Genomic DNA, 26,751 nt, shown 5'->3' with positions numbered 1-26,751 from the left:
TCACTTAATCCTGATGCTGATAAGCACTTAGGTAAATATAGTCTAGAAATAAGGTATTGTGCGAGAATTTAAAAAAGAATACAAACACAATTGTGTTTAGAACATGGTGGTTGGGCGGAAGGGGACTGTTGTCGAGACGGGAGCGGGGGTTAATGGTATCGCCGCCGGCTATTCCTCAACCATGAGGGATGGTTGTCAGGGACACCGCGCGCCTCTTCCTTGCCGGACATTGAAATTAACGGTAATAAAGTAACGGTGGGAAATATGGGAATTGGCGATGAGTTTGGTGAGCCTCGTGGAGGGCGGTTTGACCGCGCAACCTATGAAGCAGCCAGCCGAAAAAAATTGGATGCTGTTCCATTGTTGCAGACGCTGGAGACAACCCGCAATTTGGCTTGCGGAGTCGCATCGCTGCTGGTGCTGCTCAAGACACACGGCGTTCCAGAGGGCGGGCAATCGAACGACGTCCTTATCAATCATATGCAGGTGGATGAGCTTTTATCGCTCTGCATTGAATCCATGGGCCTGCTGAACGACAGGATCGAGAAACTCGCAGACCACATGACCCACCGGCACGATCCTGACTTCGGAGGGGATTAGAATCCGCCCCGGATGCATGTCCAGGCCAATGGACAAAACGGTCGCGGACGAACAGGCCGCGCGCATCGGTGGTCCGAACCGGGGCTAGAAAGGCTCTTCAGCGACGAAGACGTAGCCGACGCCGCGAATGCTCTTGATCGGAAGACGGATAGAGTGCTCAGCGGCTTTTTTTCGCAATCGACTGACCGCAACATCGAGGTTGCGGCTCACGCGGTCGTTCACGCCGTTGGCGGCGTGGCTGGAACGCATAAGCGGCCTATCGGACTTTTCGATGAGGTCCCGCATGATTTCCCGCTCTATCTGATTCAGCTCGATTGCCGTGCCATTGGGCGAATTGAGCGTCCAGCCGTCATTGGTCAGGTTCCATGCCTTGAATTGGCGGGCCTCTGCGGCCTGCGGCGGTGCTTTGCGCACTCCCTGCCGTGGTTCCCGTCTTCGGGCCGCGGCCAAAACGGTGGCGGCCAATTCCAGAGAGTCCAGCGAGGCGTCGGCGCACGTATCCGCTCCCGCCAGCATCGCCGCGACGCGAGAGACCTTGTCCGGGAACTCTGAAGTCACAATCAACCAGGCCGAAGGAAGCAGCGATCGCAGGCGCGCGACGCCCAGCAGGGCCGTGGCGGGACTTGCATGGAGCACGACGATCGGGATTCCCCCGGGCTCGAGGGTCTCCAGGCCGGCCCATAGCCTGTCGGAACATATCTTTACGTCGAATCCCAGGAGCCTGAGGCTCTCGACCTGACGCTGGCTGTCCACGTCCCCCACCGAGAAATAGCTGATGTTGGAACCTTGGCCGCCAAGGAGCGGGAACGCCGTCTCCCTTGCGCGCTGGCGAAGGCCGCGGCTGGCGCCGTCGTCGGGAAGAGGATGGCGCGGCAGCCAACCCTCCGGCAGCCCGCCATCGGAGGCCGCCGAAACGCTGACAGTGCTTTGATCTTCGGAAATCATCTTCACGCGTGGTTTCACCGCAACTCCCACACAATTAATCACAAGTGTGTTTATAATTTAAACACGACGAAACTTGTTGGATCAAGCGAATTTTTTTTAAGTCAATGATTTTTATAAGAAAAATTAAATTCGTCGGCCTGTTTCGAAAACTTTTAACACAATCTGTGTCACAGCATGCTGATGAGCCCGAGGGGCTCGGGAGGGACTTTGATGTCAAGGATCAATTGGTCGAGAAGCGCGCCGACGCTTGTTTTGAGCACGTTGACGGTTGCTTTGTTGCTTGCCTTTCCGCAAGCCCATGCGGAGCCCACCCGCGACGTGACGGCTTCAGGCCGTGACAAGGTCACGCTGAAGCGGGGCAAGGACTACACCAGTCTGACCGCGACGCACGGGGGCACGATCCGCGGGTCGCGCGTGGACGTCGAGGGCCGCTCCGGCGAACTGGTGAAAGCCATCGACGGCGGGAAGATCGAGTTGGTGGACACCGATGTCTCCGCCGATGGGAAGAGCCGGCATAGCCACCACGTCCAGCAGGGGCCCGCCGTCAGCGCGACCAGCAATGACAACCGCCACTCCCGGGGCCGCGACACCGAGGTGTCGCTCAAAGGCGGCAGCGTGACCACGCAGGCTTCAAATTCGCCCGCGCTCCAGGCCTCGGGCCGCAACGCCACGGTCAGTGCGGACGGCACCCGACTGAAAACCTATGGCAACGGCAGCGATGTCGCGAAGGCGGTGTCGGGCGGCACGGTCGAGTTGCGCAATGTTTCGATCAAGAGCCAGGGCAGGGACGCGGATGGTGTGGCGGTACACGGCAATCGCTCCAGCGCCACGTTGTACCGGACGGAAATCGAAACGCGCGGCTCGAACGCCGATGGCGTCGAGGTCACCGACGGTGGCCAGGCGCGCGTGGACCGCAGCGAAATCAAGACGTCCGGGGCCAGCGCCGCCGGATTGCGTGTCGACGGGCGGAATTCCGATGCGGAGCTGAAGCGCTCGGAAATCCGTACCCGCGGGGCCTCTTCCAGCGCGGTTGAAGTCAGCCGTGGCGGTGACGTAGAGATTGAAGACAGCGAACTGTCGACTTCGGGTTCCGGCAGCGCCGGTATCCGCGTGGACGGGCGCGGCAGCGACGCGAGCGTCCGCAAGACGGAGATCCGCACTTCCGGCTCCGGGGCCAGCGGCATCGTCCTGTCCGACAAGGCGCAGGCCAATGTCTCGCGCAGCTCCATCAGCACCTCGGGCCGCGACAGCGATGGCGTGGCGGTCGGCAGCGGCGCCGAACTGCGGATGTCGCGCAGCCACATCGGCACCAGCGGCCGCAGCGCCGACGGCCTGTCGGTGCAAGGCAACGGTTCCAAGGCTATCGTCGACGATCTGAAAATCTCCACCACCGGCAAGGACAGCAAGGCGCTGTCGGTCAAGAACGGCGGCCTGGCGGTCGTTACCGACAGCGAACTGTCGACGTCGGGTTCCGGCAGCGCCGGCATCCGCGTGGATGGGCGCGGCAGCGACGCGAGCGTCCGCAAGACGGAGGTCCGCACTTCCGGCTCCGATGCCAGCGGCATCGTCCTGTCCGACAAGGCGCAGGCCAATGTCTCGCGCAGCTCCATCAGCACCTCGGGCCGCGACAGCGATGGCGTGGCGGTCGGCAGCGGCGCCGAACTGCGGATGTCGCGCAGCCAGATCGGCACCAGCGGCCGCAGCGCCGACGGCCTGTCGGTGCAAGGCAGCGGTTCCAAGGCTATCGCTGACGATCTGAAAATCTCCGCCTCCGGCAAGGACAGCAAGGCGCTGTCGGTCAAGAGCGGCGGCCTGGCGGTCGTTACCGACAGCGAAATGTCGGCGAATGGGGAAAATGGCATCGCCGCGGCGGTCAGCGGCGAGGGCGCCCGAGCCCTCATCCTCGACAGCGAATTGACCGCGAACGGCCAGGATGGCCAGGCGCTGGAGATCAAGTCTTCCGGTTTCGCCTATCTGGCCGACAGCGTCGCGGTCGGGTCGGTGGCCGGCGCAACCGTGACGGGCAGCGGCAGCCTGCTGGTTGCCAAGAACAGCCAGATTTCGGCGCAGGCCCAGGAGAATATCTATGGCCGGGGCCGCTACCAGCCCGAATCCCCTATTGGATTGAATGTCACGAAGGGCGGCAAGGCCCTCGTCCTGGGCGGCGACGTGCAGGCGCAAGGCGATGATGCGCGCGGCATAAACGTTTCCGGCAAGGGCAGTTCGGTCTGGACGGTCGACACCGACATCGCGGCGACCGGACAGGACAGCCAAGGGGTGGCCATCAGCAAGGGCGCCGGGGCGGCCCTGCTGGGGTCGACGGTGTCGGCCGATGCCATCGGCATCAGCGTCGACGGCCGGGACAGCTCCCTGCTGGCCATCAACACCACGGTGCAGGCCGGCACCGACACGCAGATTTATACAAGGCGCAGCGATCCGGCCCCCGGGGTTGGCATCGCGGTCTCCGGCGGGGCGACCGCCGCGGTGCTGGGCGGCCAGGTCACGGCGCTGGGCGACGGCGGCGCGGCGGTGAAGGTCGAGAATAGCCTGGCGCTTCTGAAGGACGTGACCCTCGACGCGACGGGCAACGACGCGAACGCCTTGATCGTGCGGACCACCCGGGACAACGACGACCGCCGCGGCCGCCGTGGCCATGATCGCGACCGCAACGAAGCCGGGGCCTGGGTGTCCGGCGCCACGGTGTCGACTTCGGGCGACCGCAGCGACGCCGTGCTGGTGCAAGGAAGGAAGAGCGTCGCGCTGATCGAGGGATCGACCATCACGACGACCGGCGAGCAAGCCTCGGGCCTGTCGGTGCAAGATGGCGGCCAGGTCGGCCTGGCCGACAGCCGTGTCAGCGCGTCGGGCGCGGGCGCGGCAGCCGCCCGCGTGGGCTCGGTCGTCAGCCGGCACCACAGGGCGGTGTCGTCGCTCGAGATCTCCGGAAGCACACTGAGCGCGACCGGCGAGAACGCGTCGGGCATCGTGCTGGAGAATTCGGCGAATCTGAGCATCGCGAACTCCGTCGTGCGATCCACCGGCGCCAGCCTGACGTCGCGCCTGGATACCGCTGGGCAGCGCCAGAACATCTCGATCGACAGCGGCGCCACGCTGGTGCAGAACAACGGCACGCTGCTGCAGGTGGAGCGCAGCGAGGAAGGCCGGGATGGCCGGGTGAACCTGGATCTCAAGGACGGTTCGGTCACCAAGGGCAATATCGTCGACATTCAGCAGGACCTGGTCGGAGACGGCGGCACGTACGTGCGTCTGGGCGCATTGGCTTCGTATGACGGCCTCATGCAAGGCGTGCGGGAAGTCGTGACCGAGGGAGGCAATCAGACCCTGCATTTCGCCGACGGCAGCACGCTTGGCTCGCTGTTGATCGACAATCATGCCGTCTCGAGCGGCGGCACGGTCGATAACCGGATCTCGGCCAGCGGCGACGTTGTCGTGGACAACGCGACCCTGGGCGGAAACTGGAAGATCGGCGGCACCTTGACGGGCCGCAATGGCGCCATCATCCGCCCGGGCAACTCCGTCGGCGCGATCACGACGAACGCCATCGATTGGCAGGCCGGCTCGGTCTATCAGGCGGAAATCAACGCCCAAGGCCAATCCGACCTGGTGGAAGTCACCGGCAGCGGCGGCGCGGACATCAGCAAGGCCAGCCTGGTGGTCAAACCCGAGAACGGCGTGGGCCGCGTCCTTCTCAATCACGACTACACGGTGCTCACCGCGGCGTCGGGCGTGCAGGGGAAATTCACGGCTACGTCCTGGGACGGACAGGCCTATCCCTTGCTTGCGCTGAGCACGATCTATGCGCCGCAATCGGTGGCCGTCCGCATGGCGCCGGACACCGGGGCCATCAAGAACTACGGCTTCTCGCGCAACCAACGCGGGGCGGCCTTGGGTTCGGCAACGCTGGCCGGCTCCAACGCGAGCGTGGACGAGGCCTTCTTCTCGGCCAACCCCAGGAACGCGTTCGACCAGCTTTCGGGTGAAGTCCACGCGAGCGTGCGGTCCATTCTCTTTAACGACATGCTGTCGACCAGCGCGGCGATGCAGGGCCAGATGCGCGCAAACCTGGGCGCGCAGATGCTGCCCGGCCAGCCGACCGCCTCGACCGACGCGGCATCGCCGGATGCCATGCCGGTCAGCGGCGCCTATCCCTTGTGGGCGAGTTTCAATGCGGCGGGAATGACGACGAACGATGACGGCAATGCCGCATCCACGCGCTATTCGACCACCCGGCTGCTGGTGGGCGGCGACGCGGCCATCGGCGGCGGCTGGCGTCTCGGCGCCGCGGCTGGCGTCAGCAGCGGCGATTTCAAGCTCAACGACCGCAACTCGGACGGCAGCGTCAACAACTACACGATGATGCTGTATGGCGGCAACGCCTGGAAGGCCGGCCCGGGCAGCCTGAAACTGCTGGTCGGCGGCGGCTACACGCGGCACAACATCGACACCAGCCGTACGGTCGACCTGGCCGGTTCGCAGGACCTGGACGCCGACTACAACGGATCGACCTGGCAGCTCTTCGGCGATCTGGGCTATGCGATTGCGCTGGGCGACAACTATTCGGTTGAGCCGTATGTGAACGTCGCCTGGTTCAAACAGCGCCTGCGCGGCTTTGACGAGTCGGGCGGAGACGCCGCGTTGAAGGCGGGCTCGTCGCGCGAGGACCTCGGCACCTACACCTTGGGTCTGCGCACGGCGCTGGTCTACCCCGGGAAGACCAATCCGTTCACGCTGCGAGGCCATGTGGGCTGGCGCCATGCCACGGGCGACCGCGATCCCTCGCGTTCGATGTCGTTCGTTCAGGGCGGCGGCAGCGCGTTTTCGGTCTACGGTTCGCCGATAGCCAAGAACGCCGCGGTCGTAGGGCTGAGCGGTGAAGTCGGCCTGGACAAGAACTTTGCCCTGGGGCTGAGCTATGACGGCCAGTTCGGCAGCGGCAATACCGACAATGCCGGTTCGCTGTTCATGAAAGTCCGCTTCTGATCGGCAGTCGTCATTCAAAGCAATCGCCGGAGGGACGTTGAGTCTCTCCGGCCAGTAACCACCCCGCGAAACGAATGCAGATTCCTCGCCTTGGTCGCTTGTTCGCTTCCGACAATGTCAGGCCCGCCAATGTGTCGGGTCTGGCGGATTTTTTCGAAGCTTCCGATGCATTCAGGAAGTCAGGCATTCCCAAACCACGACGATTCGGATCCATGAAAGACACCGCCGACATCACCTCCATGCAAGAAGACGTGCTAACGCCGATCAATGAGCTTATACGGCCGCGCACGGAGGCGGAGACGCTGTTGCTGCGCATGCGCATTTCCCAGAAGTGCCGCTACAACGCGTCCGTCCGCCTGCGACGTTCCTATCGATTCCGGCTTTTCACCTCGATGATGTTCGCGGTGGGGCTGATGATCATTCCGCTGCTCCAGAACTCCCCCATTACGCTGGGCTTCAGTCCCGCCGTGATGGCGATGGTCCAGGTCCTGCTGGCCGTCGGTATCCTGGTGTTCACCGTGATCGCGGGCAAGGCCGGCTTCGAACTGCGGGCCGACAAGCTCAATCAGGAGGGCGATTCCCTCAAGGACCTGAGCCGTCGCCTGACCCGGTACATGGCGGGGGGTTCGGAAGTGCGGCTGGAAGAGTATCACCAGGAATATGCCGCGCTGACCTCCGGCAAGGAGGCGCACTCGCGCTCGGATTATCTCCAGGCGCAGCTCGAGATGAAAGAGTATTTCCCGATGTGGCCGGGCAAGCGCCTGGCCTTGCGGGTGGGGCTCGGCATCTCCGTATTGTCCAACTACGTCATTCCGCTCTTGCTCATCCTGATGGAGATGGCGTTCGTTTCGGACATGCTGACGCTGACCGCGCTCTACCCGAATGTGCTGCATCTGCCTGGCCTCGCCCGCTAGTGAGAACCGGCGATGATGCAATTTCTCCGTCATAGATTCGCAACGGATCTGGCGATCGATCTAGGCACGGCGAATACCCTGATTTATGCGCGAGGAAGAGGAGTAGTGCTGAATGAACCGTCCGTCGTCGCCCTCCGGGACGACGGATCCGGGATGGGAAAGCGGGTCATCCAGGCAGTCGGCCAGGCCGCGAAGCAGATGCTGGGGCGCGTGCCGGGGAATATCGAGGCCATCCGGCCGATGAAGGACGGCGTCATCGCGGACTTTTCGGTCACCGAGCAAATGCTCAAGCAGTTCATCCGCATGATCCATTCGAGAAGCCTGTTCGCGCCCAGCCCGCGCATCATCGTCTGCGTTCCCTGCGGGTCGACCCAGGTGGAGCGGCGGGCGATCCGGGAGTCCGCGCTGGGCGCGGGAGCGTCGCGCGTCTATCTGATCGAGGAGCCGATGGCGGCAGCGATCGGGGCGGGCCTGGAGGTGGCGGAAGCGTCCGGATCGATGGTGGTCGATATCGGCGGGGGCACGACGGAGGTGGCCGTCATCTCGCTGGGCGGCATGGTCTACAAGGGATCGGTCAGGGTCGGCGGAGACAAGTTCGACGAGGCGATCGTCAACTACATCAGGCGCCACTACGGGATGCTGATCGGCGAGCCCACCGCCGAACTGATCAAGAAGGAAGTGGGCGCCGCCTATTCCGGAGCGCCACTGAAAACGATGGAGGTCACCGGGCGCAATCTTGCCGAGGGCGTGCCGCGCAGTTTTTCCGTGTCGTCCGCGGAGATTCTGGAGTCCTTGACGGATCCGCTGAACCAGATCGTATCGGCGGTGAAGATCGCCCTGGAACAGACCCCGCCGGAACTCGGCGCCGACATTACCGAACGCGGCATTGCGCTGACCGGGGGGGGATCCCTGCTGCGCGGCCTGGACCGATTGCTCCAGGAAGAGACGGGATTGCCCGTCTTCGTGGCCGATGACCCCCTGACCTGTGTCGTGAAAGGCTGCGGCCAGGCGCTGGAGCATTTGGAGAAGCTGAGCGCAATTTTCGCGAACGACTAGCCGGGCGCGGCACGGTTGTTGTCCGCGCACGTCCCGAAGTAACACATTTGTGATTTGTATTCAAACACAAGTTTCGTTGCACCTGACATCAGGTGGTCACCCGGCATCGCGTGGGGACGCGGCCGGCAAGGCTTTCAGCACGGTGTCCGGCGAACAGTTCCCGGCCCAAGCGCATCAATGGAGAAAACGGTGAAATCAAGACTTCAGTCAAGACGCATGCAGCGGACGGCCTTGGTCGTCGCGCTGACGGGGGCGTTCGGCTACGCATCGGAAACGAGCGGGCAGACCACGGTGGACAGCGCCCAGGACATCAGCTCGCAAACCGTCAACGGCGCGTTGAATGTCGTGGCGGGGGGCGTGCTGACGGGCGATTCCAGCATCATTTCCGGCGGGGCGTACGACCTGCTGAAGATCAGCGCCGGCGGCCAGGCGGTGCTGGATAACCTGATGATCACCAACAACCTGGACAGCCCGACCGGGCAGAACGGCCGGGCCGTGTTGGCCACGGGCGCGGGTGCTTCCGCGACGTTGAACAACGCCACGATTTCGGTCTCGGCGTACTCGACCAATAACGGGACGGATTACGCGCACGCGTTCACCGCCGGCGTGGGCGCTTCCGGCGGCGGCAACGTCAGGTTGAATGGCGGAACCGTATCGGTGGAGGGCAGCAAGCGCACCGTCGGCCTGCAGGCCAACGACGGCGGGTCCATCGACGCGGTTGGCGTGCAGGTCACCACGGGCAACCATTTCGGCCATGCCATCGTGGCTTACCGCACGCCCAACGACCCGGAGCAACTGACCCGCATCACGCTGGACGGGGTCTCGGTGGAAACGCTGGGCGACAGCTACGCCGTCGGGATCCAGGCGGCCAACAAGGGCGCCGCGGTCGAGGCCCAGGACACCTCCATTACGACGCACGGCGCCGGCAGTTTCGGGGCGGAAGTCTTCAACGGCGCGACCCTCTCTTACCTGGGGGGCGATATCCAGACGGAAGGCGTGGGGGCCGCCGGGATCCGGGCGTACGGTGGCAGTCTGGGCGCCGGCCAGGTATCGCTGCAGAACACGACGATTTCGACCACGGGCGCGGGCGCCGCGGGAGTGGTGGCGGGCGACTCCTCCGAACCCACGGCAGGCGAGATCACGCTGCAGTCGGTGTCGATCGCGACGCAAGGCGATTACGCGTCGGGCCTGGCGTCCGCCTACGGCAGCACGGTCGACAGCACCGGCTCTTCGATCACGACGCAGGGCGCGAACGCGCACGGCGCCACGGCGCAGAACGGCGGCAGCCTCACCCTGAATGGCGACACCTTCGTCGTCAACGGCAACCAGGCGTACGGCATGCTCGCCGACGGCCTGAACTCGTCGATCGCGGCGACCGGCGTATCGGTCGAGACCAACGGGCTCTACGGTTACGGGGCGCGCGCCCAGGCGGGCGGCAGCATCGCCATCAGCGGCGGCAGTATCAGTACGGCCAATACCAAAGGCCGCGATGCGCAGGACGGCGACGGCTCGCGAGCCTACGCGCTGACGGCGGATGGCGCGGGGTCGACGATCAGTGTGGCCAATGGCACGGCGATCTCCACGCAAGGCCAGCGCGCCTACGGCGCCTACGCCACCAATGGCGGCGAGATCACGCTGCAGGACGCGAGCGTGCAGACCAATGGCTTCATGGCCTACGGCCTGTACGCAAGCGGCGCGGGTTCCACGGTGGACGCGTCCAATGTCGTCGTGCGCACCTCGGGCAGCGTCGGCGATGCGATCTGGGCCTACCAGGGCGGCCTGGTCACGCTGAACGGCGCCAATATCGATGTGGCCGGCAATCCCAACGCGAACAGCCCCTACGAGACGGCCAACGGGCTGGTGGCCGTGGGCGGGACGCAGGGCGTGGGGAACGGCACGATCAGCGCGCGCAACATGACGCTGGTCACGCATGGCGCCGATAGCGTCGGCGCGAAGGTCGGCGGCGCGGTGGGCGACAGCCTCACCTCCGGCACGGTGGAACTCTATGACAGTTCGGTGACGGTCAAGGGAGACCGCGCCGTCGCCGCCGAGGTCAATTACGGGAGCAGCTTCCAGGCGCAGAATTCGACGCTGATCTCGAAAAAGGGCGACGGCATCGTCATCAACGACAGTGGCACGGTCAACCTGGTCAACACACGATTGGAGTCGGCCGGCGCGTCGCTGGTGTCCAATCTGAATTCGGCCGAGCAGGTACAGCAGATCGTCCTGGGCAGCGGTACGGACGCGACGCGCAACAATGGCGTCCTGCTGCAGGTGAACCGCAACGAAGCCGGCATGGACGGCATCGTGAATCTGACGTTGTCCGCCGGCTCGTCGGCCTATGGCGACGTCGTGGACCTGGACGGCCTGTCGGAGTCGGGCAGCCGCGCCGGCACCACCAATTTCACGGTCGAGGCCGGGGCCAACTGGAGCGGCCTGGTGCGCGGCATCAATGACGCGACCACGGAAGCCGGCGGGCAGTTCGTCGATAATGGCGGAGCGCCGATCAGCGGCAACGTGTCGGGCGCGCAGAACGCCACGATCGTGTTCAATAACGGCGCGACCATCGGCGGCGGCGTGTCCGTGGCTGAAGGCGGGCAGGCCGTCTTCCACGGCAATACCTCGGTGGCGGGCAATGTCGTGAATACCGGCGCCACCATGAGCTTCTCCGGCCCGACGACGCTGCAATCCAACGTGGCCGCTTCCGGCGGCGCGCAGATGACGTTCCAGGGGCCGTTGGTGATCGGGCAGTCCGTCTCGGGCAGCACCGGCGCCGCCTTTGTATTCCAGGGGACGGCACAGATCGCGGGCGGCGTGAGCGGCGATGGTTCGAACTTCCTCTTCAGCAAGACGCAGGGAAGTTCCATCGGCGGCGACGTGGCGTTGAGCAACAGCGCCACGCTGGCGGGCGGATCCGTCGGGGCTCCCATCGTCGTCCAGGGCAATGTGACCGCTTCCAGCGGGTCCGTTCTTGGCGGCAACCTGAATGTCCGCGGAGACGTCAATGCCGCCGGCGCGACCCTCAGCCCGGGCAACTCGATCGGCGTGCAGACCTACGGCTCCATCAGCAATTTCGGCACCACCTACAAGGCCGAAGTCAACGCGGCGGGCGCTTCCGACCTGATCAGGGCTTCCACCGGCAACGTCGATATCTCCGCGACGAACCTGATCGTCGCCCAGGAAAACGGGAACGGCGGCTACCGCCTGGGTCACGACTACCGGATTCTGCAGACGGTAGGCGGAAATGTCGTCGGCACGTTCGCCAGCAGCGGGCTGGACAGCAGCTTCGCCAATACGCTGGTCCGCCTGGATCCCGTCAAGTACGGCAGCAAGGATGTCTTCGTCAGCCTTTCGGTCGATCAGTCCAAGGTCGCCGCCGTGCGCCAGGGCCTGACCTCGAATCAAAGCCATACCCTGGATGGCGCGCTGTCGGTCGCCGGCATGAACAGCGCCGCCGATGCCGCGTTTGTGTCCTCGAGCCCCGCCAGCGCGCTGAACCAGCTCAGCGGCGAGATCCACGCCAGCACGCAGTCCGCGCTGTTGCAGTCGACCAGCCTGGTGCAGCGCGCAGTCCTGGGACGGGCCGGCGCCTCGCCCGTGCAGGGGTCGCCGTTGTGGGCCCAGGTGCTGGGCGGCGAATACCGGCTTGGTGCCGACGGAGCCGGGGCCGCGTCGGCCAAGACGCGCCAGGGCGGATTGTTGGTCGGCGGCGACGTCGAGATCTCCGACGGCTGGCGCGTCGGCGGGGCGCTGGGCTATGTCGACGGCAAGACCACCGTGGACGACCGCTCTTCCCACGCCAACACCGAAAGCTATACCGCGGCGCTCTATGGCGGCAAGCGCTGGAATCTGGGCGGAAACAGCATGAATCTGCGCGTGGGGGCCGCGTACACCCACCACAAAGTGGATTCGACGCGCCATATCGACCTGGCCGGCGGCCAGTCCCTGAAGGCCGATTACAGCGTGAACAGCATGCAATTGTTCTCGGAGCTCGGCTATGACGTGCACGTCAATGACGACACCCGCGTCGGACCCTACGCGCAGCTCGCCTGGACTTCGCAGCGCGCCGGCGCCTTCCAGGAAAGCGGCGGGTCGGGCGCATTGAAGGGCGAGAGCCAGCGGGATGGGGTCCTCACCAGCAGCCTGGGCGTGCGGGGGGCGACGTCCTTCACGCTATTCAAGCAGCCCGCCGCGCTGCGGGGAAGCCTGGCCTGGGTGCACGCCGATGGCGATGTGGATCAGCGCAGGAGCCTGGCGTTCATCCAGGGGCAGGGCAGCAATTTCCACATCAGCGGCGTGCCCTTGGCCCGCGATAGCGCGGCCCTGGAGTTGGCCGCCGAAGTCAAGGCCGGCGAAGCCACGTCCTTCGGTGTCGGCTATGGCGGCCAGTTCGGCTCCGGCCTGAGCAGCCATGCGGCTTCGCTGTATCTGCAGACGCGCTTCTAGCGCCGGCTGGGGAAGCGTTCCGGCCTGAAACCGGGGCGCTTCGCCGTGGCGGATATGCGGAAAGCCCGTAAGAACCAAGGTTCTTACGGGCTTTTTTTTCGTTCGCGGGCAAGGCGGGCCGGCCGCCGTCAACCGCGGGACACGATAAAGTCGCTGCCCAGTTCAGCCACGTCGCGGCAGCCCAGGAGGCCCAGGTTGCGGTCGATTTCGGTTCCCAGAATGTCGATGACGCGCGCCACGCCGGCTTGTCCGGCGACGGATGCGCCATAGAGAAACGGACGCCCCAGGAACACCATGCGCGCGCCGAGCGCGAGCGCCTTGAGGATGTCGGTGCCGCGCCGAAAGCCGCCGTCGACCATCACGGGGAACGTGGACGCGACGGCCGCCACCACGTCGGGCAGGGCATCGAGCGACCCCTGCGCGCCGTCGAGCTGACGCCCGCCGTGGTTCGAGACGATGACGCCATCCAGCCCCATCCGTTCGGCGATCTGCGCGTCGCCGGGGTGGGCCACGCCTTTGAGGACGATGCGGCCGGGCCAGGCTTCGCGCATCCACGCCAGGTGCGACCAGTCCAGCCGGTCGCGGCCGCCGCGCAGGCCGCCCTTGGGTTCCTCGGTGATGCGATAGCCGCGCGCGTCCGCGACCACGTTGCGGAAACGCGGTATTTCCCGGTCGGAGAGCAGGGTGCGGGCAAACACGTTGGCTGACCAGCGGGGGTGGCAGATGCCGTCCCAGAGCAGGCCGCGGCTGAACTTGAATGGAATGGTGAAGCCGTTGCGCTGGTTGTTCTCGCGATTGGCGCCCAGGGGCGTGTCGATGGTCACGACCAGGACATTGACGCCGTTGGCTTGCAGCCGCCGCATGAGCGGTTCAATGACCTCCCTGTCTCCGGGGAGGTAACCCTGGTACCAGAAATCGGCGTCCGCCTTGCGCACGGTTTCCATCGCAAGCGTGGACAGGCCGCTCAGCACGAACGGGATTTCCGCGTGCGAGGCTGCCTTGGCCAGGTCCCATTCGCAGCGATGGCGGCACATGGCCGTTACCCCCATCGGCGCAATCCCGAAGGGATGCCGGTACCGGCGTCCCCAGAGTTCGACGGCCTGCGTCCGATCGGCCACCCCGACCAGGCCGCGCGGGCGGAACTGGACCGAGCGGAACGCGTCCCTGTTGGCGGCGAGCGTCTGGCAGTCTTCCGTGCCGCCGTTGACGTAGCCGAAAACCGCGCGCGGCAGGACGGACTTGGCCGCGCGCTCGAAGTCCCCCACGGACAAGAGTTTTCCCGGATTCATTGGAGCTGGATGTTCGCTTCGGTGATTTTCGCTTTCCAGAAGTCCCGTTCCGCGCGCACGCGCTGGGTGAAGGCGGCGGAAGAGGTTCCGGTGATCACAAAGCCGAGCGACTCCATCTTTTCCTTGAATTCGGGGGTCTTCTTGACTGCGGCAATGCCGTCTTCCAGTTTCTTCAACACCGCGGGCGGCAGTTTCGCCGGACCCATCACGCCCGTCCAGCCCCCGACATCCACGCCCTTGAAGCCGCTTTCTTCCATGGTGGGAATGTCGGGCAGCGCGGAGTTGCGTTCCCGCGAGGTGATGCCCAGCGCGCGCACCTTGTCGCTCTTGGCAAGGCCGATGGCGGCATCGGTCTGGGCGAAAACGAAACTGACCTGCCCCGCCATGACATCGTTGAGCGCCGGCGCATTCCCCTTGTAGGGCACGTGCAGCATGGGCGCGTCGGCCGACCGCGAGAACAGTTCGCCGGCCAGATGGTTGGTGCCGCCCAGGCCCGAGGATCCGTAAGTCACGGCCGTCGGGTTCTGCCTGGCGAATTCCACCAGTTCCTTGAGGTTCGCCGCCTTGGTCTGCGGGCCGGCGAGCAGGACCAGGGCGTAGTCCACCAGATCGGATACCGCCGTGAAGTCCTGGGTCACGTCATAGCGGAAGTTGGGTTGCGTGAGCGGCGCGATGGCCGTCACCGGAGACACCATGATACCCAGCGTATAGCCGTCCGACGGCGCCCGCGCCAAGGCCGTCAGGGCGACGATGCCGCTGGCCCCGGTGCGGTTCTCGACCACCACGGGCTGCCCCCACAGCTTGCCCAGGCCGAAGGCGAGCTGACGCGCTATCAGGTCCGTGGGGCCGCCGGCGGCATAAGGCACCAGGAAAGTCACCTGTTTGGCGGGATAGGCGCCGGCGGCCTCGTCCCCGGCGTGCGAAGGCGAACCCGCCATGCCCGCCGCCGCCACGGCCAGGGCCAATCCCGCCTTGATGGCGGAACGTCGATTTGCTTGCATTCTTGTCTCCGTGTTCTTAATCGATCGTGATGTTCGCGGCCCGCACCGTCTTGCCCCACATATCCGCTTCCTGAAGGATAAAGCGCTGGAACTCTTCAGGCTGCATGGCGCGGGGCGTCACGCCCATTTCCGCGAAGCGCTGGACCACGCCGGGCGCGGCCAGCGCCACCGCCATCGCCTGATGCAGCTTGTCTATGACTTCCTTCGGGGTGCCGGCCGGCGCCACCATGCCATTCCATGCCGAGACGTCGAAGCCCGGAATGGTCTCGGCGATGGAGGGCACGTCCGGCGTCATGGGGGAGCGCTGGGCCGTCGTGACCGCAATGGCCTTGAGCTTGCCCGCCTTGACGTGCGGAAGCGCGGAGATCATCGTATCGAAGCTGAGTTCGCACACGCCGGCGATGGTATCCGTGATCGCGGGGGCGCTGCCCTTGTAGGGCACGTGGGTCATCTGCACTTGCGCGCGGTTGCAGAACAGTTCGCCCGCCATGTGGGTGGAGTTTCCGGTTCCCGACGTGGCGAAGTTCAGCCGGCCCGGACGGGCCTTCGCGTACGCGATGAACTCCGGCAGCGTATTGACCGGCAGGCTGGGGTGCACCACCAGCATGATGGGGCCTTCCTGGAGGAAGCCGATGGGCGAGAAGCTGGTCTTGAGGTCGTAGCCGGGCTTTTTGTACAGCCAGCTATTGATCGGATGCGCCGTGGTGAGAATGCCGATCGTGTAGCCGTCATTGTCCGACCTGGCCAGGGCCTCCAGCCCCAGGTTCCCGCCCGCGCCCGGACGGTTCTCCACCACGAAGGTCTGCCCCAGCGAGCGGCCCATGCCTTCGGCCGCCAGCCGCGCCGCGATGTCGGTCGAGCCTCCTGGGGTGAAGGGCACGATGACCCTGATCGGCCTGCGCGGCCAATCGCTGGTTGCAAACGCCCGCGGAGCAAAAGCCCCCATCAGTGCCGCGGCGGAAAGCTGCTTGAGCACGGTACGTCGAGAGTCACGCATGTATTCAGTCTCCTTGTATTTGAACCTTGGCGGTCCAGATAGGCAGAGTCATCGTCGCCTAGCTCTGCTACTCGACCGCATAAACAAAGTCACATCATTGAACGAAATTAATTATTCATTCATTGAAAGTTTTATTTCTTTATTGTATTTTTCGTGCATCATCATTCAATTCGGAGAAGAACGCAAGTGTCTATCCACCAAGGAACCCGCCCCGACACCTCCCCCGCGCTGATCGACGCATTCAAGGGGCTCGCCACCAGCACCATCGGAAACGTGCTCGACGATCTCGGCATCGGCAGCATCGGCCTGAACCTCAGGCCCGTCGCGCCGGGAATGCGATTCGTCGGCGCCGCGCTCACCGTCAAGGAGGTGACCGGCGCAAAGAACGCCTACAAGCCATCCGAGTTCGGACTGGGCGCGGTCATCGACATGTGCCAGCCCCTGGATGTCGTCGTGATCGACAACGGCGGCCAGCAAGTGTCCACCTGGGGCGGCGTGGCCTCGGTGGCCGCCGTGCAGAACGGCGTCGCCGGGCTGGTGGTGGACGGCGGCGTGCGCGACGCCGACGAGATCATCGAGCAGGGCTTTGCCGTTTTCTCGCGCCACGTCGTGCCGCTGTCGGGCAAGACACGGGTGAAGGTCATCGAGATCAACACCACCGTCAAGATCGACGGCATGCCCGTGCATCCCGGCGACATCGTCGTCGGGGACGCCAGCGGCCTGGTGGTGGTGCCGCGCGATCGCGCCGAGGAAGTCGCGCGGCTCGCCGGCGAACTGGAGCAGCAGGACAGGAAGGCCAGCGAGGAAATCCGCGCAGGACTTTCGTTCACGGAAGCCCTGCGCAAGTACGCTAAACTCTGATCCAGACTATGCCAAGACCACGCAAAAATCCTGCACCCTCCGCCGTCGCCGAGACGGACACCGATAGCGCCAAGGGCAGCGGGCCGCTGGCCGGCACCCTGCTGCGCGGCCTGGCCCTGCTGGATACGCTGATCGCGGCAAGCCATCCGATGACGCTCGCGGAACTGGCCGCCGACGTCAAGCTGGATCTCAGCACCACGCTGCGCCTGCTGAGAACGCTGGAAGACGCCAAGCGCGTCATCCGCATCGGCGATGGCAAATACTATCTGGCTTCGCCGTCCACCCTGCGTCCGCTGGCACTGAAGCACCCGCTGGAAGAGTTGCGCCGCCAGGCCGATCCGCTGGTGCGCGGCCTGGCAAACAAGGTGGGCCAATCGGTGGTCCTGGTGGCCTACATAGGCGGCGAGCGCGTGGTCGTGGACGTCATGCAGGCGGGCACTTCGCTCAACCCGTACTACACGACCTGGCTGCATGGCCCGCTGCATGCGTCGGGTCCGGGCAAGGCCCTGCTGCTCGCCTCCGACCCGGCCAGGCGCGAGGCCTTGCTGGGCAAGCCTCCGTATGTGGCGCGCACCAATAAAACCCTGACCACCAAGGCCGAGCTGGACGCGGACCTGAAACGGGCCGCCGAGAACGGCTATGTGCTGGTGCGCGACGAGTACTACGATGGCCTGAGCGCCGTGGCCGCCAATTTCCATTCCTGGGACAAGACCGCGCTCGGCTGCCTGGCGATCACGGCCTATTCCGAAAGCTTCGACGACGAGACCGTCGCTTTCGTCGCCAAGGAACTGCTGGCCTGCACCCGCTTGATGCCGCTCCAGGTGCCCGCCCTGCAGCAGATCGCGCAACTGTCCGGCCGCTGAAGCCGGCCGGACTCCACGATCGCGCGGTCAATCCTGGGGTTGGATGCCGGCGGCGGCGGCGACGCTCTTCCAGCGCTGGTTCTCGGCAACGATGAAGCGGCGGAATTCCTCGGGGGTGGAAGGCGAGGGCTGCACGCCCGACGCCGAGAAATTCTGCTTGATCTCATCGGACGCAAGAATCTTCACCAGGGCGGCGTTCAGTTTCTGGACGATGTCCTTGGGCGTTCCCGCCGGAGCGAGCAGGCCCTGCCACGACGAGGCCTCGAATCCCGGCACCCCTTCCTCGATCACCGTCGGCAATTGCGGCGCGGCATCGGAACGCTTGTCCGCGGTCAAGGCCAGCGCCTTCACTTTTCCGGCCTTGACCAGCGGGCCCATGGTGGAATAGGGGTCGATCATGAAGCCGATCTGCCCGCCCAGCATCGCCTCGATGGCCGGGCTCGTGCCCTTGAAGGGAACATGGGTCATCTTCACGCCCAACTGCGCGTTGAAGGCTTCGGTGATCAGTTGGTAGGAACTGCCGGAGGTGCCATAGAACATGTCTCCTGGCGGGCGCTGTTTCAGATAGGCGGCGAGTTCCCGGATGTTGTTCGCCGGCACCGCGTTGCTCAGCGCCACGACCAGCGGCTGCTTGGCCACCAGCCCGATGTGTTCGTAGCTCTTGACCGGGTCGTACCGGATCTGCCGATACATCACGGGGTTCGTTCCCAGGGGGGCGATGCCCGCCATCAACAGGGTATAGCCGTCGGGCGCGGCCTTGGCGGCCGTCTCGCAACCTATCATGCCGCTGGCGCCGGGCTTGTTGTCCACGATGACGGGCTGCCCCAGTTCGGTGCTGAGATGGTTGGCGATCGTGCGCCCCATCACGTCGGTGATGCCGCCGGCGGCGAACGGGACGATGATGCGGATGGCGCGCTGCGGATAATCCGCGCCATGCGCTGAAGCCGCCAATACGACCGCCGGGAACAGAAAAAGGCGGGTGATCATTTTTTTCATCTTTTTTGTCTCCTTCAGGGGATGGGAACCGCTCCTCGCGGCGTCGGCGTCACGCGGACGTGTACGCCGTCTTGACGACGGTATAGAAGTCCACCGCGTACTGGCCTTGTTCGCGCGGCCCGTAGGAGGAAGCCTTGGATCCGCCGAACGGCAGGTGGTAGTCCAGGCCGCTGGTCGCCTGATTCACCTTGACGATGCCGGCCTGCGCCTGCCGCTTGAACCGGGACGCGTGGCGCAGGCTGGTCGTGCAGATGCCGGCGGCAAGCCCGAACTCCGTGTCGTTGGCGATATGCAGCGCCTCGTCGAAATCGCGCGCCCGCGTGACCGACGCGACCGGCCCGAAGATCTCTTCCCGCGCGATCCGCATGGACGGGCCGACGTCGACGAACAGGGCGGGCTGGAGGTAGAACCCCGGCGTGTCCCGCTCCAGGACCTCGCCGCCCCAGGCCAGGCGGGCGCCTTCCCGCTTGCCGATGTCGATGTATGACAGATCGGTGTCGAGCTGCTTTCGGTCCACGACCGGACCGATATGCGTGTCCGCCCGCAAGGCGTGGCCGACTTTTACCGCCTCGAGCCGCTGGACGACCGCCCGCACGAAGCGGTCGTGTATGCCCTCGGTCACGATGAAACGGGACGAGGCCGTGCACCGTTGGCCGGTGCTGAAGAACGCGCCCTGCACGGCGCACTCCACCGCGACATCGAGATCCGCGTCATCCAGGACGATCAGTGGATTCTTGCCGCCCATCTCGAGTTGCATGCGTTTCATGCGCGCGCCGCCCACGCAGTCGGCGGCGATGCGGCGGCCGGTCGGGACCGAGCCGGTGAAGCTGATCGCGTCGACCTGGGGATGCGAACACAGCACGCCGCCGATCTGGCTGCCCGAACCCATCACCAGATTGAGCACGCCATCCGGCAACCCCGCGCGATGCAGGATGTCCACCAGCGCCCAGGCCGAGGCGGGCACCAGCTCCGCCGGCTTGAACACCACGGTGTTGCCGTAGGCCAGCGCCGGCGCGATCTTCCAGGCGGGGATGGCGATCGGAAAATTCCACGGAGCGATCACGCCCACCACGCCCAGGGGTTCGCGCGTGACTTCGGCGTCGCTTCCGGGTTGCAGGCCGGGAAGGCGGTCGCCGCGGATGCGCAGCGCCTCTCCGGCCATGAAGGCCAATACGCTCGCCGCGCGCGCCACTTCGCCCATGCCTTCGGGCAGCGTCTTGCCTTCTTCGCTGGAAAGCAGGCGCCCCAGTTCCTCCTTGCGCGCCAGCAGTTCCTGCGCCGCCCGCGCGAGGACGTCGTGCCGCAATTGCGGCGAGCTGTCGGCCCATGCGGGAAATGCGGCGCGCGCCGCCTCCACCGCGCGCTGCGCGTCGGCCGCGTCGCCGCGTGCGTACAGCCCCACGGTTTCCCGGGTGTCAGACGGATTGATATTCCGGATGGCGTCGGCCGGTTCGCACCATTCGCCTCCGATCAGGTTGCGATGCACGGTTTTTGCTGTGTCCACGATGGCGTCCTCCGGACGGTGGGTCAGGCGCGGCCGCGGCCGGCGGCCAGGGCGGACTCGCGCACCTGAGAGAGCGTGAAGGCGGGACTGATGGCCTCCGGATCGATCACGCAATGCAGAATCGCCGGCAGGCCCGATGCCCGCGCGCGTTCGAAGGCGGGCGCGAAATCCTCCGTCTTCTCGACGCGCTCGCCGTGGCCGCCGAACGCGCGGGCGTAGGCGGCGAAGTCGGGGTTGCGCAGCGCCGTGGCGCTGACCCGGCCCGGATACTCCCGCTCTTGATGCATGCGTATCGTGCCGTACATGCCGTTATCCACCACGATGACGATGATGGGCAATTGGTACTGCACGGCCGTCGCGAATTCCTGGCCGTTCATCAGGAAACAACCGTCTCCGGCGAACGCGACCACGGTCTTGTCCGGGAAGACGCGCTTGGCGCCCACGGCGGCGGGCACGCCGTAGCCCATCGAGCCCGAGGTCGGCGCCAGTTGCGTGCCGAAGGCGCCGTAGCGGTAGAAGCGGTGGATCCAGGTGGCATAGTTGCCCGCGCCGTTGCATACGATGGCGTCTTGCGGAAGCACCTTGTTGAGATGCTCCATCACCTTGGCCATCTGCAGCGTGCCGGGCGTCACCACGTCATCGGTGCTGCGCCACTTTTCATAGATGGCGCGCAGATCGGCGGCGTATGCCGCCCGCGATTCCGAGGCGGGCAGCGGCTGGGAGCCGAGCGCCTGGACGAAGGCCGAGGGGGTCGCGCAGATGCCCAGCGTGGGCGAGTAGACGCGGCCGAGTTCGGCGGCATCGGGAAAGACATGGATGAGTTTCTGCCTGGGGACCGGAATGTCGAGCAGGGTATAGCCCTGGCTGGGCGTCTCGGACATGCGGCTGCCGATCAAGACAATGAGATCGGCCTGCTTGACCTGTTCCACCAGCGCCGGGTTCGGGCCGAAGCCGAGGTCGCCGACGAAGGACTCGTTGCCGGTGGGGAAGAGCATCTGGCGGCGCAGCGAGACCGTCACGGGCAGCCGCGATGCGCGGGCCCATTGCGCGAAGCGGTTCACGGCCTCGGCGTTCCAGCGCGTGCCGCCGAGCACCACCAGGGGCCGCCTGGCCTGGGCCAGAAGCGCCAGCGCGCTGGCCATCTGTTCGGCGCCGGGGTTGGCTTGCACCGCTTGGGCCGGTTGCGCGTCGGCGCATTCGACGCGGTCGACGAGCATGTCCTCGGGCAATGCGACCAGAACTGGGCCGGGCCGGCCGGACATGGCCGTATGGACCGCGCGCGATACGATCTCCGGTATGCGGCGGGCATCGTCGATTTCGGTGGCCCACTTCGCGAAGTGGCTGAACGCGGCGCGGTAATCCAGTTCCTGCAGCGCGCCGCGCTCGCGCACGCCGCGCTCGATCTGGCCGACGAATACCAGCACGGGGGTGGAGTCATGCGTAGCGATGTGGATGCCGGGCGTGGCGTTCGTGGCCCCCGGGCCGCGCGTCACGAAACAGGCGGCGGGCCGCCCCGTCAGCTTGCCGTGCGCCTCGGCCATCATCATGGCCCCGCCTTCCTGGCGGCATACCGTCACATTGATGTCGGCATCGTGCAATGCGTCCAGCACCGCGAGATAGCTTTCCCCGGGAACGCAGAAGACATGGTCGATTCCATGGATGCGGAGTTGATCGACCAGGATCTGCCCGCCGGTACGGGACCGCGATATCGACGCGTGGGCTGTGGATGTTGCGCTCATTGCTTCTCGGATGGTTGCGTGAAGGGAAGGGAAAGGGAATGCCCAGGGACCCGGGCGGTATGCGGATACGCTCTTGGACACCGCTCCCGGGAGAGAGCGCCCGTTTGAGTTGAATCATAATAATGAAATTTAAATTTCACAAGCAGCAAAATTTATTTTGATAGATACTTAATCCAGTAGCATTTGAACCGAACGTCACGTCGGCCGACAAAGAGGAGAGGACTATGGATCTGGGTATTTCCGGAAAGCGGGCGCTGGTATGCGCCGCGAGCAAGGGGCTGGGTTACGCCTGCGCCGAGGCGCTGGCGCAGGCGGGCGCGCATCTGGTGATCGTGGCGCGCAACGAGGCGCCGCTGCGGGCCGCGGCCGAGCAACTGAGATCGCTGGGACCGGTAACCGTGGAGGCCGTCGCCGCCGACATCACGACCGGGGAAGGGCGCGCGAGCGCGCTGGCCGCCGCCGCCAGGCTGCCCGGCGGCGGCGCAGGCGAATTCGACATCCTCGTCACGAACGCGGGAGGGCCGCCGGCGGGGGACTTCCGCGATTGGGACGACGCCATCTGGCACCAGGCGCTGAATGCCAATATGCTTACGCCGATCGCGCTGATGCGCGAGACGCTGGATGGCATGATGTCCAGAGGCTGGGGGCGGATCTGCAATATCACCAGCACGGCGGTGAAAGCGCCCAGCCCCTATCTGGGCCTGTCCAACGGCGCCCGCAGCGGTCTCACGGGTTTCGTCGCGGGGCTGGCGCGCCAGGTGGCGGGCAGCGGCGTCACCATCAACAATCTGCTGCCTGGAACGTTCGACACGGACCGGCTCAGGTCCAATCTGGCCGCGGCCGCGGGGCAGGCCGAGATGGCGCTGGATGCCTATACCGCCAAACGGCTCGACGCCATTCCCGCGCGGCGCTTCGGACGGGCGGATGAGTTCGGCGCGGCCTGCGCCTTTCTTTGCAGCCAGCAGGCCGCCTACTTCACCGCGCAGAACCTGTTGATCGACGGCGGGGCGTATCCCGGCACCTTGTAATCCATTCACCGAGAAAGAGGAGATTCCATGACTTCAGCCATCGTCATGCGCGCCGCGGGGGGACCTGAGGTCCTCCAATGGGAACCCGTCGCCGTCGCGGAGCCGCAAGCGCATGAAGTGGTGCTGCGCCACACCGCCATCGGCGTGAACTTTCACGACGCCTATGTGCGGTCCGGCCTGTACAAGACGCTGGCCTTGCCGGGCATCCCCGGTATCGAGGCGGCGGGCGTCGTCGAAGCCGTCGGACGGGACGTGCGGGATTTCAGGCCGGGCGATCGCGTCGCCTACGTGACCCGCCAGTACGGCGCCTATGCGGAACGGCGCGTCATCGGCGCGGATCTTCTGGTGCCGCTGCCCGACGGCATGTCCGACATCATGGCGGCGTCGTCGCTTCTCAAGGGCTTGACCGCGCAGATGCTGGTCCAGCGCGTCTATCCCATCCAGAAGGGCGATTGGGTGCTGGTGCACGCGGCGGCCGGCGGCGTCGGCACGCTCCTGTGCCAGTGGGTCCGGCACCTGGGGGCCAACGTGATCGGCACGGTGGGCTCCCCCGAAAAGGTGCCCCTGGCGCTTGCCGCGGGCTGCCATTCGGTGGTGCGCTACCGCGAGGAGGACTTCGTGGCGCGCGTGCACGAAATCACCGGGGGCGCCGGCGTCCAGGTCGCCTATGACGCGGTCGGCAAAGACACCTTCTTCGGCTCGCTGCAATGCCTGGCGCCCTTCGGGCACCTGGCGAACTACGGCCAGGCATCCGGCGCCGTGCCCGCCTTCGAAGTGTCGATGCTGTTTCCGAAATCCAATTCGCTTTCCCGTCCCAGCGTTTTCCAGCATGTGCGCACGCCCGAGCTATTGCGCGAGGCCGCCAAACGCTACTTCGACGCTTGCCAGGAAGGGGCCTTGGACATCCAGGAAAGCCAGGAACTGCCGCTGCGCGATGCGGCCAGGGCGCACGCCCTGCTGGAAGACCGCGCCCGCCTTCGGCCCCTGGTGCTGCGACCTATTGAGGTTCCAGGCCCGCCTGCTTGACGATATCGCCCCAGCGCGGCAACTCTTTGCGCAGCATGGCCTCGAAGCCTTCCGGCGTGGTCGTATGCGCCACCACGCCCAGCCCCTCCAGCTTCTCGATCACTTCCTTGTCCTGCAGTACGGCGTTGAACACGCCGTTCAGCTTCTGGACCACCGCGGGCGAGGCGCCCTTGGGCAGGAGGAAACCGATCCAGACGTGGGCCGGCACGCTGCCAAAGCCGCTTTCCTTCATGGTCGGCACTTCCGGGAACAGTTTGAGACGCTGTTCCGAGCCGATGGCCAGCCCCTTGAGTTTGCCGGAGCTGACGAAGGCCTGCACGGCCGGCACGGTGTCGAAAGCGATGTCGACCTGTCCGGCCAGCAGGTCGGTCATGGCGCGCGCGCTGCCCTGGTACGGGATGTGCTCGATGCGCAGCCCGTTCTGCTGCTTCAGCGTTTCCATCGCCAGGTTGGACGAGGTGCCCGTGCCCGGGCTGGCGTAGTTCAGCTTGCCCGGATGCTGCTTGGCATAGGCGACCAGGCCGGCCACGTCGTTGAACGGCATGCCCGGGCGGGCCACCAGCACGAGGGGCAGGTCGGCCACCAGGCCGACCGGCGTGAAGTCGTCCGGGGTCTTGTAGTTCACCGTCTTGTACAGAAAGTGATTGGTGACTGCCGCGCCGGTCGCGGCGATCGTCAGCGTATAGCCGTCCGGGGGCTGGCGCACGAACGATGACAGCAGCACGCTGCCGCCCTGGCCGGGCTTGTTTTCGACGATCACGGGCTGGCCCAGCCGGGCCGCGGCGCGTTCGGCCAGCATGCGGGCCACGGTGTCGGTGGCCTGGCCCGGCGGGAAGCCGAGCTGCAGCGTGATCGGTTTTTGCGGATAGTTGTCCTGGGCCGCGTGCGCGGCCAGCGGCGCCGCGGCGATGCTCGCGGCCATGATGAGGCGGATTGCCGACTGCTTCATGTTGTCTCCCTCCTTCCTGTACGCCGGCTTGGGCGTTGTTCGTTATTCGGTTGGGCGCTTTCTCAGCAGGTAGGTCTGCGACCCTTCCATCACGGTCTCGCCGCGCTGGTTCACCACGCGGGTCGCCATGCGGACCGTGCCCGTGGTCCGGCCGGGCTTGAGTTCCACGATTTCCAGCGAGCTGTACAGCGTGTCGCCCACATAGACCGGGCCCACGAAGCGCGAGCTTTGCTCGATGAAGCCCTTCATCGACGCTTCGGTCATGTGCGGGAACAGCCCGGCGCCCGCGGCCGTCTGGATCGCCACCTGGAAGCCATGGGCCAGCATGTGCGGCATGCCGTTGGCGCGGCAGTACTCGACGTCGTAGTGGATCGGGTGGTTGTCGCCGCTGGCTAGCTGGAATGCGGCGAACAAGGCGTCGGTCATCGTGCGCGACGGCAGGACGAAGCGCTCGCCCACCTTGAAGTCGTCGAAATAGCGTTGTTCGCACATTTGGTGCGCGGTGGGGTCGAAGCCTGTGCTTGGCATGGGTCGTCGTCTCCTGTCCATGGGGTTGAAAGTCGGGTCAATGTACATTACGAAAATGATTTTCGCAATAATCTGATGAGAGCGTCTTTTGGCTGAACAAGCCAATTAACCGGTGCTTGTTGCCACTGCGAAGGTTGTTCGGATATATTGCGGAAATCATTTCTGCATTTATGATCGTTGGGGCGAAAGCCCTTGCCAGGGTGCGGCGCGGCAGCGCCGTCCCGTCCTGCAACACAAGACTGGAGACATGGATGGATTTGGGATTGGAGGGGAAAGTGGCCGTCGTCACGGGCGGCGGCAGCGGCATCGGCGCCGCGATATGCGCGCAACTGGCCCGCGAAGGCGCCACGGTCGTCGTCGCGGACATCAACGGCCAGGCCGCGCAGGCCCAGGCCGACGCGTTGGCGCGCGATGGCGGCCGCGCCCATGCCTGCCAGGTGGACGTCACCGACGAAGCCTCCGTGCTCAAGCTCTTCGAGCGGGCGGGCGCCGAGTTCGGCGGCGTGGACATCCTGGTGAACAATGCCGGGTTCACGCGCGATATGCGCATCACCAGGATGGGCCTGGAGGACTGGGACAGCGTCGTCGACGTCATTCTCAAGGGCGCCTTCCTGTGCACCCGCGAAGCGGCGCGGCATTTCGCCGAGAAGAAATGGGGCCGCGTCATCAATATCTCGTCGCGCGCCCACCTGGGGAATGCCGGCCAGGCCAATTACTCGGCGGCCAAGGCCGGCCTGATCGGGTTTACGCGCGCCATGGCCCTGGAACACGGCCGCCACAACGTGACGGTCAATGCGGTGGCGCCGGGCATCATCGATACCGAGGCGGTGCGGCGGCTCCCGCATTACGAAAAGATCCGCGAGGCGGCCCAGGCGACCACGCCCATTCCCCGCATCGGCCACGTGAACGACGTGGCCAGCGTCGTCGCTTTCCTGGCGTCGGAGCCGGCCGGCTACCTGACGGGGGATGTCGTCCACGTCACCGGCGGCCGCTACTGACCGCGCCAGG

At 65.6% G+C, this 26,751-nt stretch carries 19 protein-coding genes; 10 read left to right on the top strand and 9 right to left on the bottom strand.

Annotated features, from left to right (window positions below; genetic code table 11):
• The first annotated feature begins 219 nt into the window (after positions 1–219).
• Positions 220–600 carry a hypothetical protein gene (locus AVE30378_RS04830; protein ID WP_129239641.1) on the top strand — a complete coding sequence of 127 codons (381 nt, stop codon included), beginning with the start codon at positions 220–222 and terminating at the stop codon, positions 598–600.
• An 84-nt stretch (positions 601–684) separates the two neighbouring features.
• Here the strand turns inward: AVE30378_RS04830 and AVE30378_RS04825 are convergent, their stop codons facing one another.
• Positions 685–1,545 (bottom strand): winged helix-turn-helix domain-containing protein, encoded by an 861-nt coding sequence (locus tag AVE30378_RS04825; RefSeq protein ID WP_244234970.1) that lies wholly within the window; start codon positions 1,543–1,545, stop codon positions 685–687.
• Positions 1,546–1,863: 318 nt separating this feature from the next.
• Between AVE30378_RS04825 and AVE30378_RS04820 the strand changes: the two genes are divergently transcribed.
• The 4 genes from AVE30378_RS04820 (at position 1,864) to AVE30378_RS04805 (ending at position 12,962) form a co-directional block, all read left to right on the top strand.
• The gene (locus AVE30378_RS04820; RefSeq protein WP_129239639.1) at positions 1,864–6,546 is read left to right on the top strand and encodes an autotransporter domain-containing protein; all 4,683 of its coding nucleotides are present in this window, start codon (positions 1,864–1,866) and stop codon (positions 6,544–6,546) included.
• A gap of 212 nt (positions 6,547–6,758) precedes the next feature.
• Positions 6,759–7,460 carry an SLATT domain-containing protein gene (locus tag AVE30378_RS04815; protein ID WP_165360085.1) on the top strand — a complete coding sequence of 234 codons (702 nt, stop codon included), beginning with the start codon at positions 6,759–6,761 and terminating at the stop codon, positions 7,458–7,460.
• 12 nt (positions 7,461–7,472) lie between these two features.
• A complete protein-coding gene (locus AVE30378_RS04810) occupies positions 7,473–8,516 on the top strand; it encodes a rod shape-determining protein (protein WP_129239637.1) in 1,044 nt (347 codons plus the stop codon).
• 189 nt (positions 8,517–8,705) lie between these two features.
• Positions 8,706–12,962: an autotransporter domain-containing protein gene (locus AVE30378_RS04805; RefSeq protein WP_129239636.1), complete on the top strand. Its 4,257-nt coding sequence runs from the start codon at positions 8,706–8,708 to the stop codon at positions 12,960–12,962.
• Between the two features lie 128 nt (positions 12,963–13,090).
• Here AVE30378_RS04805 and AVE30378_RS04800 read toward each other — a convergent pair whose 3' ends face one another.
• From AVE30378_RS04800 to AVE30378_RS04790, 3 genes are read right to left on the bottom strand one after another with little or no spacing between them, the layout of a single operon-like run.
• Positions 13,091–14,251, bottom strand: a complete 1,161-nt coding sequence (locus AVE30378_RS04800) for an alpha-hydroxy acid oxidase (protein WP_129239635.1) — start codon at positions 14,249–14,251, stop codon at positions 13,091–13,093.
• The gene (locus tag AVE30378_RS04795; protein ID WP_129239634.1) at positions 14,248–15,252 is read right to left on the bottom strand and encodes a Bug family tripartite tricarboxylate transporter substrate binding protein; all 1,005 of its coding nucleotides are present in this window, start codon (positions 15,250–15,252) and stop codon (positions 14,248–14,250) included. Before AVE30378_RS04795 ends, AVE30378_RS04800 begins: the two co-directional genes overlap by 4 nt.
• 16 nt (positions 15,253–15,268) lie before the next feature.
• Positions 15,269–16,249 carry a Bug family tripartite tricarboxylate transporter substrate binding protein gene (locus AVE30378_RS04790; protein WP_129239633.1) on the bottom strand — a complete coding sequence of 327 codons (981 nt, stop codon included), beginning with the start codon at positions 16,247–16,249 and terminating at the stop codon, positions 15,269–15,271.
• Between the two features lie 186 nt (positions 16,250–16,435).
• Between AVE30378_RS04790 and AVE30378_RS04785 the strand changes: the two genes are divergently transcribed.
• Both AVE30378_RS04785 and AVE30378_RS04780 read left to right on the top strand, forming a co-directional pair.
• On the top strand, positions 16,436–17,110 hold the full coding sequence (locus AVE30378_RS04785) for an RraA family protein (protein ID WP_165360084.1): 675 nt from the start codon (positions 16,436–16,438) through the stop codon (positions 17,108–17,110).
• An 8-nt stretch (positions 17,111–17,118) separates the two neighbouring features.
• The gene (locus tag AVE30378_RS04780; protein WP_129239631.1) at positions 17,119–17,973 is read left to right on the top strand and encodes an IclR family transcriptional regulator; all 855 of its coding nucleotides are present in this window, start codon (positions 17,119–17,121) and stop codon (positions 17,971–17,973) included.
• Between the two features lie 27 nt (positions 17,974–18,000).
• Here AVE30378_RS04780 and AVE30378_RS04775 read toward each other — a convergent pair whose 3' ends face one another.
• From AVE30378_RS04775 to AVE30378_RS04765, 3 genes are read right to left on the bottom strand one after another with little or no spacing between them, the layout of a single operon-like run.
• On the bottom strand, positions 18,001–18,969 hold the full coding sequence (locus tag AVE30378_RS04775; protein ID WP_129239630.1) for a Bug family tripartite tricarboxylate transporter substrate binding protein: 969 nt from the start codon (positions 18,967–18,969) through the stop codon (positions 18,001–18,003).
• Between the two features lie 49 nt (positions 18,970–19,018).
• Positions 19,019–20,455: an aldehyde dehydrogenase family protein gene (locus AVE30378_RS04770; RefSeq protein ID WP_208742355.1), complete on the bottom strand. Its 1,437-nt coding sequence runs from the start codon at positions 20,453–20,455 to the stop codon at positions 19,019–19,021.
• Positions 20,456–20,496: 41 nt separating this feature from the next.
• Entirely contained in the window at positions 20,497–22,212 is a 1,716-nt protein-coding gene (locus AVE30378_RS04765) for a thiamine pyrophosphate-binding protein (protein WP_129239628.1), read from the bottom strand.
• A 224-nt stretch (positions 22,213–22,436) separates the two neighbouring features.
• On the opposite strand from AVE30378_RS04765, the gene AVE30378_RS04760 reads away from it, so the two are divergent.
• Complete coding sequence (locus tag AVE30378_RS04760) at positions 22,437–23,240, top strand: SDR family oxidoreductase (RefSeq protein ID WP_129239627.1); 804 nt, start codon at positions 22,437–22,439, stop codon at positions 23,238–23,240.
• 27 nt (positions 23,241–23,267) lie between these two features.
• A complete protein-coding gene (locus AVE30378_RS04755) occupies positions 23,268–24,266 on the top strand; it encodes a quinone oxidoreductase family protein (RefSeq protein ID WP_129239626.1) in 999 nt (332 codons plus the stop codon).
• On the opposite strand, the gene AVE30378_RS04750 is transcribed toward AVE30378_RS04755, so the two are convergent.
• Together AVE30378_RS04750 and AVE30378_RS04745 are read right to left on the bottom strand one after the other, a co-directional pair.
• On the bottom strand, positions 24,238–25,215 hold the full coding sequence (locus AVE30378_RS04750) for a Bug family tripartite tricarboxylate transporter substrate binding protein (protein WP_129239625.1): 978 nt from the start codon (positions 25,213–25,215) through the stop codon (positions 24,238–24,240). The genes AVE30378_RS04755 and AVE30378_RS04750 overlap by 29 nt on opposite strands.
• A 42-nt stretch (positions 25,216–25,257) precedes the next feature.
• Complete coding sequence (locus tag AVE30378_RS04745) at positions 25,258–25,743, bottom strand: MaoC family dehydratase (RefSeq protein WP_129239624.1); 486 nt, start codon at positions 25,741–25,743, stop codon at positions 25,258–25,260.
• A gap of 251 nt (positions 25,744–25,994) precedes the next feature.
• Between AVE30378_RS04745 and fabG the strand changes: the two genes are divergently transcribed.
• On the top strand, positions 25,995–26,741 hold the full coding sequence (gene fabG, locus AVE30378_RS04740; RefSeq protein ID WP_129239623.1) for a 3-oxoacyl-ACP reductase FabG: 747 nt from the start codon (positions 25,995–25,997) through the stop codon (positions 26,739–26,741).
• The last annotated feature ends 10 nt before the right edge of the window (positions 26,742–26,751 follow it).

Source organism: Achromobacter veterisilvae, assembly GCF_900496975.1.
Lineage (GTDB): Bacteria > Pseudomonadota > Gammaproteobacteria > Burkholderiales > Burkholderiaceae_B > Achromobacter > Achromobacter veterisilvae.
Note: the sequence above shows the minus strand (reverse complement) of the source record. Positions and strands in the feature narration are given on the sequence as shown.

Bases quoted from the DNA above. Each gene is read 5' to 3' on its own strand.
- AVE30378_RS04755 (WP_129239626.1), top strand. From the start codon at position 23,268: ATGACTTCAGCCATCGTCATGCGCGCCGCGGGGGGACCTGAGGTCCTC.
- AVE30378_RS04750 (WP_129239625.1), bottom strand. From the start codon at position 25,215: ATGAAGCAGTCGGCAATCCGCCTCATCATGGCCGCGAGCATCGCCGCG.
- AVE30378_RS04795 (WP_129239634.1), bottom strand. From the start codon at position 15,252: ATGCAAGCAAATCGACGTTCCGCCATCAAGGCGGGATTGGCCCTGGCC.
- AVE30378_RS04790 (WP_129239633.1), bottom strand. From the start codon at position 16,249: ATGCGTGACTCTCGACGTACCGTGCTCAAGCAGCTTTCCGCCGCGGCA.
- fabG (WP_129239623.1), top strand. From the start codon at position 25,995: ATGGATTTGGGATTGGAGGGGAAAGTGGCCGTCGTCACGGGCGGCGGC.
- AVE30378_RS04760 (WP_129239627.1), top strand. From the start codon at position 22,437: ATGGATCTGGGTATTTCCGGAAAGCGGGCGCTGGTATGCGCCGCGAGC.
- AVE30378_RS04800 (WP_129239635.1), bottom strand. From the start codon at position 14,251: ATGAATCCGGGAAAACTCTTGTCCGTGGGGGACTTCGAGCGCGCGGCC.
- AVE30378_RS04765 (WP_129239628.1), bottom strand. From the start codon at position 22,212: ATGAGCGCAACATCCACAGCCCACGCGTCGATATCGCGGTCCCGTACC.
- AVE30378_RS04810 (WP_129239637.1), top strand. From the start codon at position 7,473: ATGATGCAATTTCTCCGTCATAGATTCGCAACGGATCTGGCGATCGAT.
- AVE30378_RS04775 (WP_129239630.1), bottom strand. From the start codon at position 18,969: ATGAAAAAAATGATCACCCGCCTTTTTCTGTTCCCGGCGGTCGTATTG.
- AVE30378_RS04780 (WP_129239631.1), top strand. From the start codon at position 17,119: ATGCCAAGACCACGCAAAAATCCTGCACCCTCCGCCGTCGCCGAGACG.
- AVE30378_RS04815 (WP_165360085.1), top strand. From the start codon at position 6,759: ATGAAAGACACCGCCGACATCACCTCCATGCAAGAAGACGTGCTAACG.
- AVE30378_RS04745 (WP_129239624.1), bottom strand. From the start codon at position 25,743: ATGCCAAGCACAGGCTTCGACCCCACCGCGCACCAAATGTGCGAACAA.
- AVE30378_RS04825 (WP_244234970.1), bottom strand. From the start codon at position 1,545: ATGATTTCCGAAGATCAAAGCACTGTCAGCGTTTCGGCGGCCTCCGAT.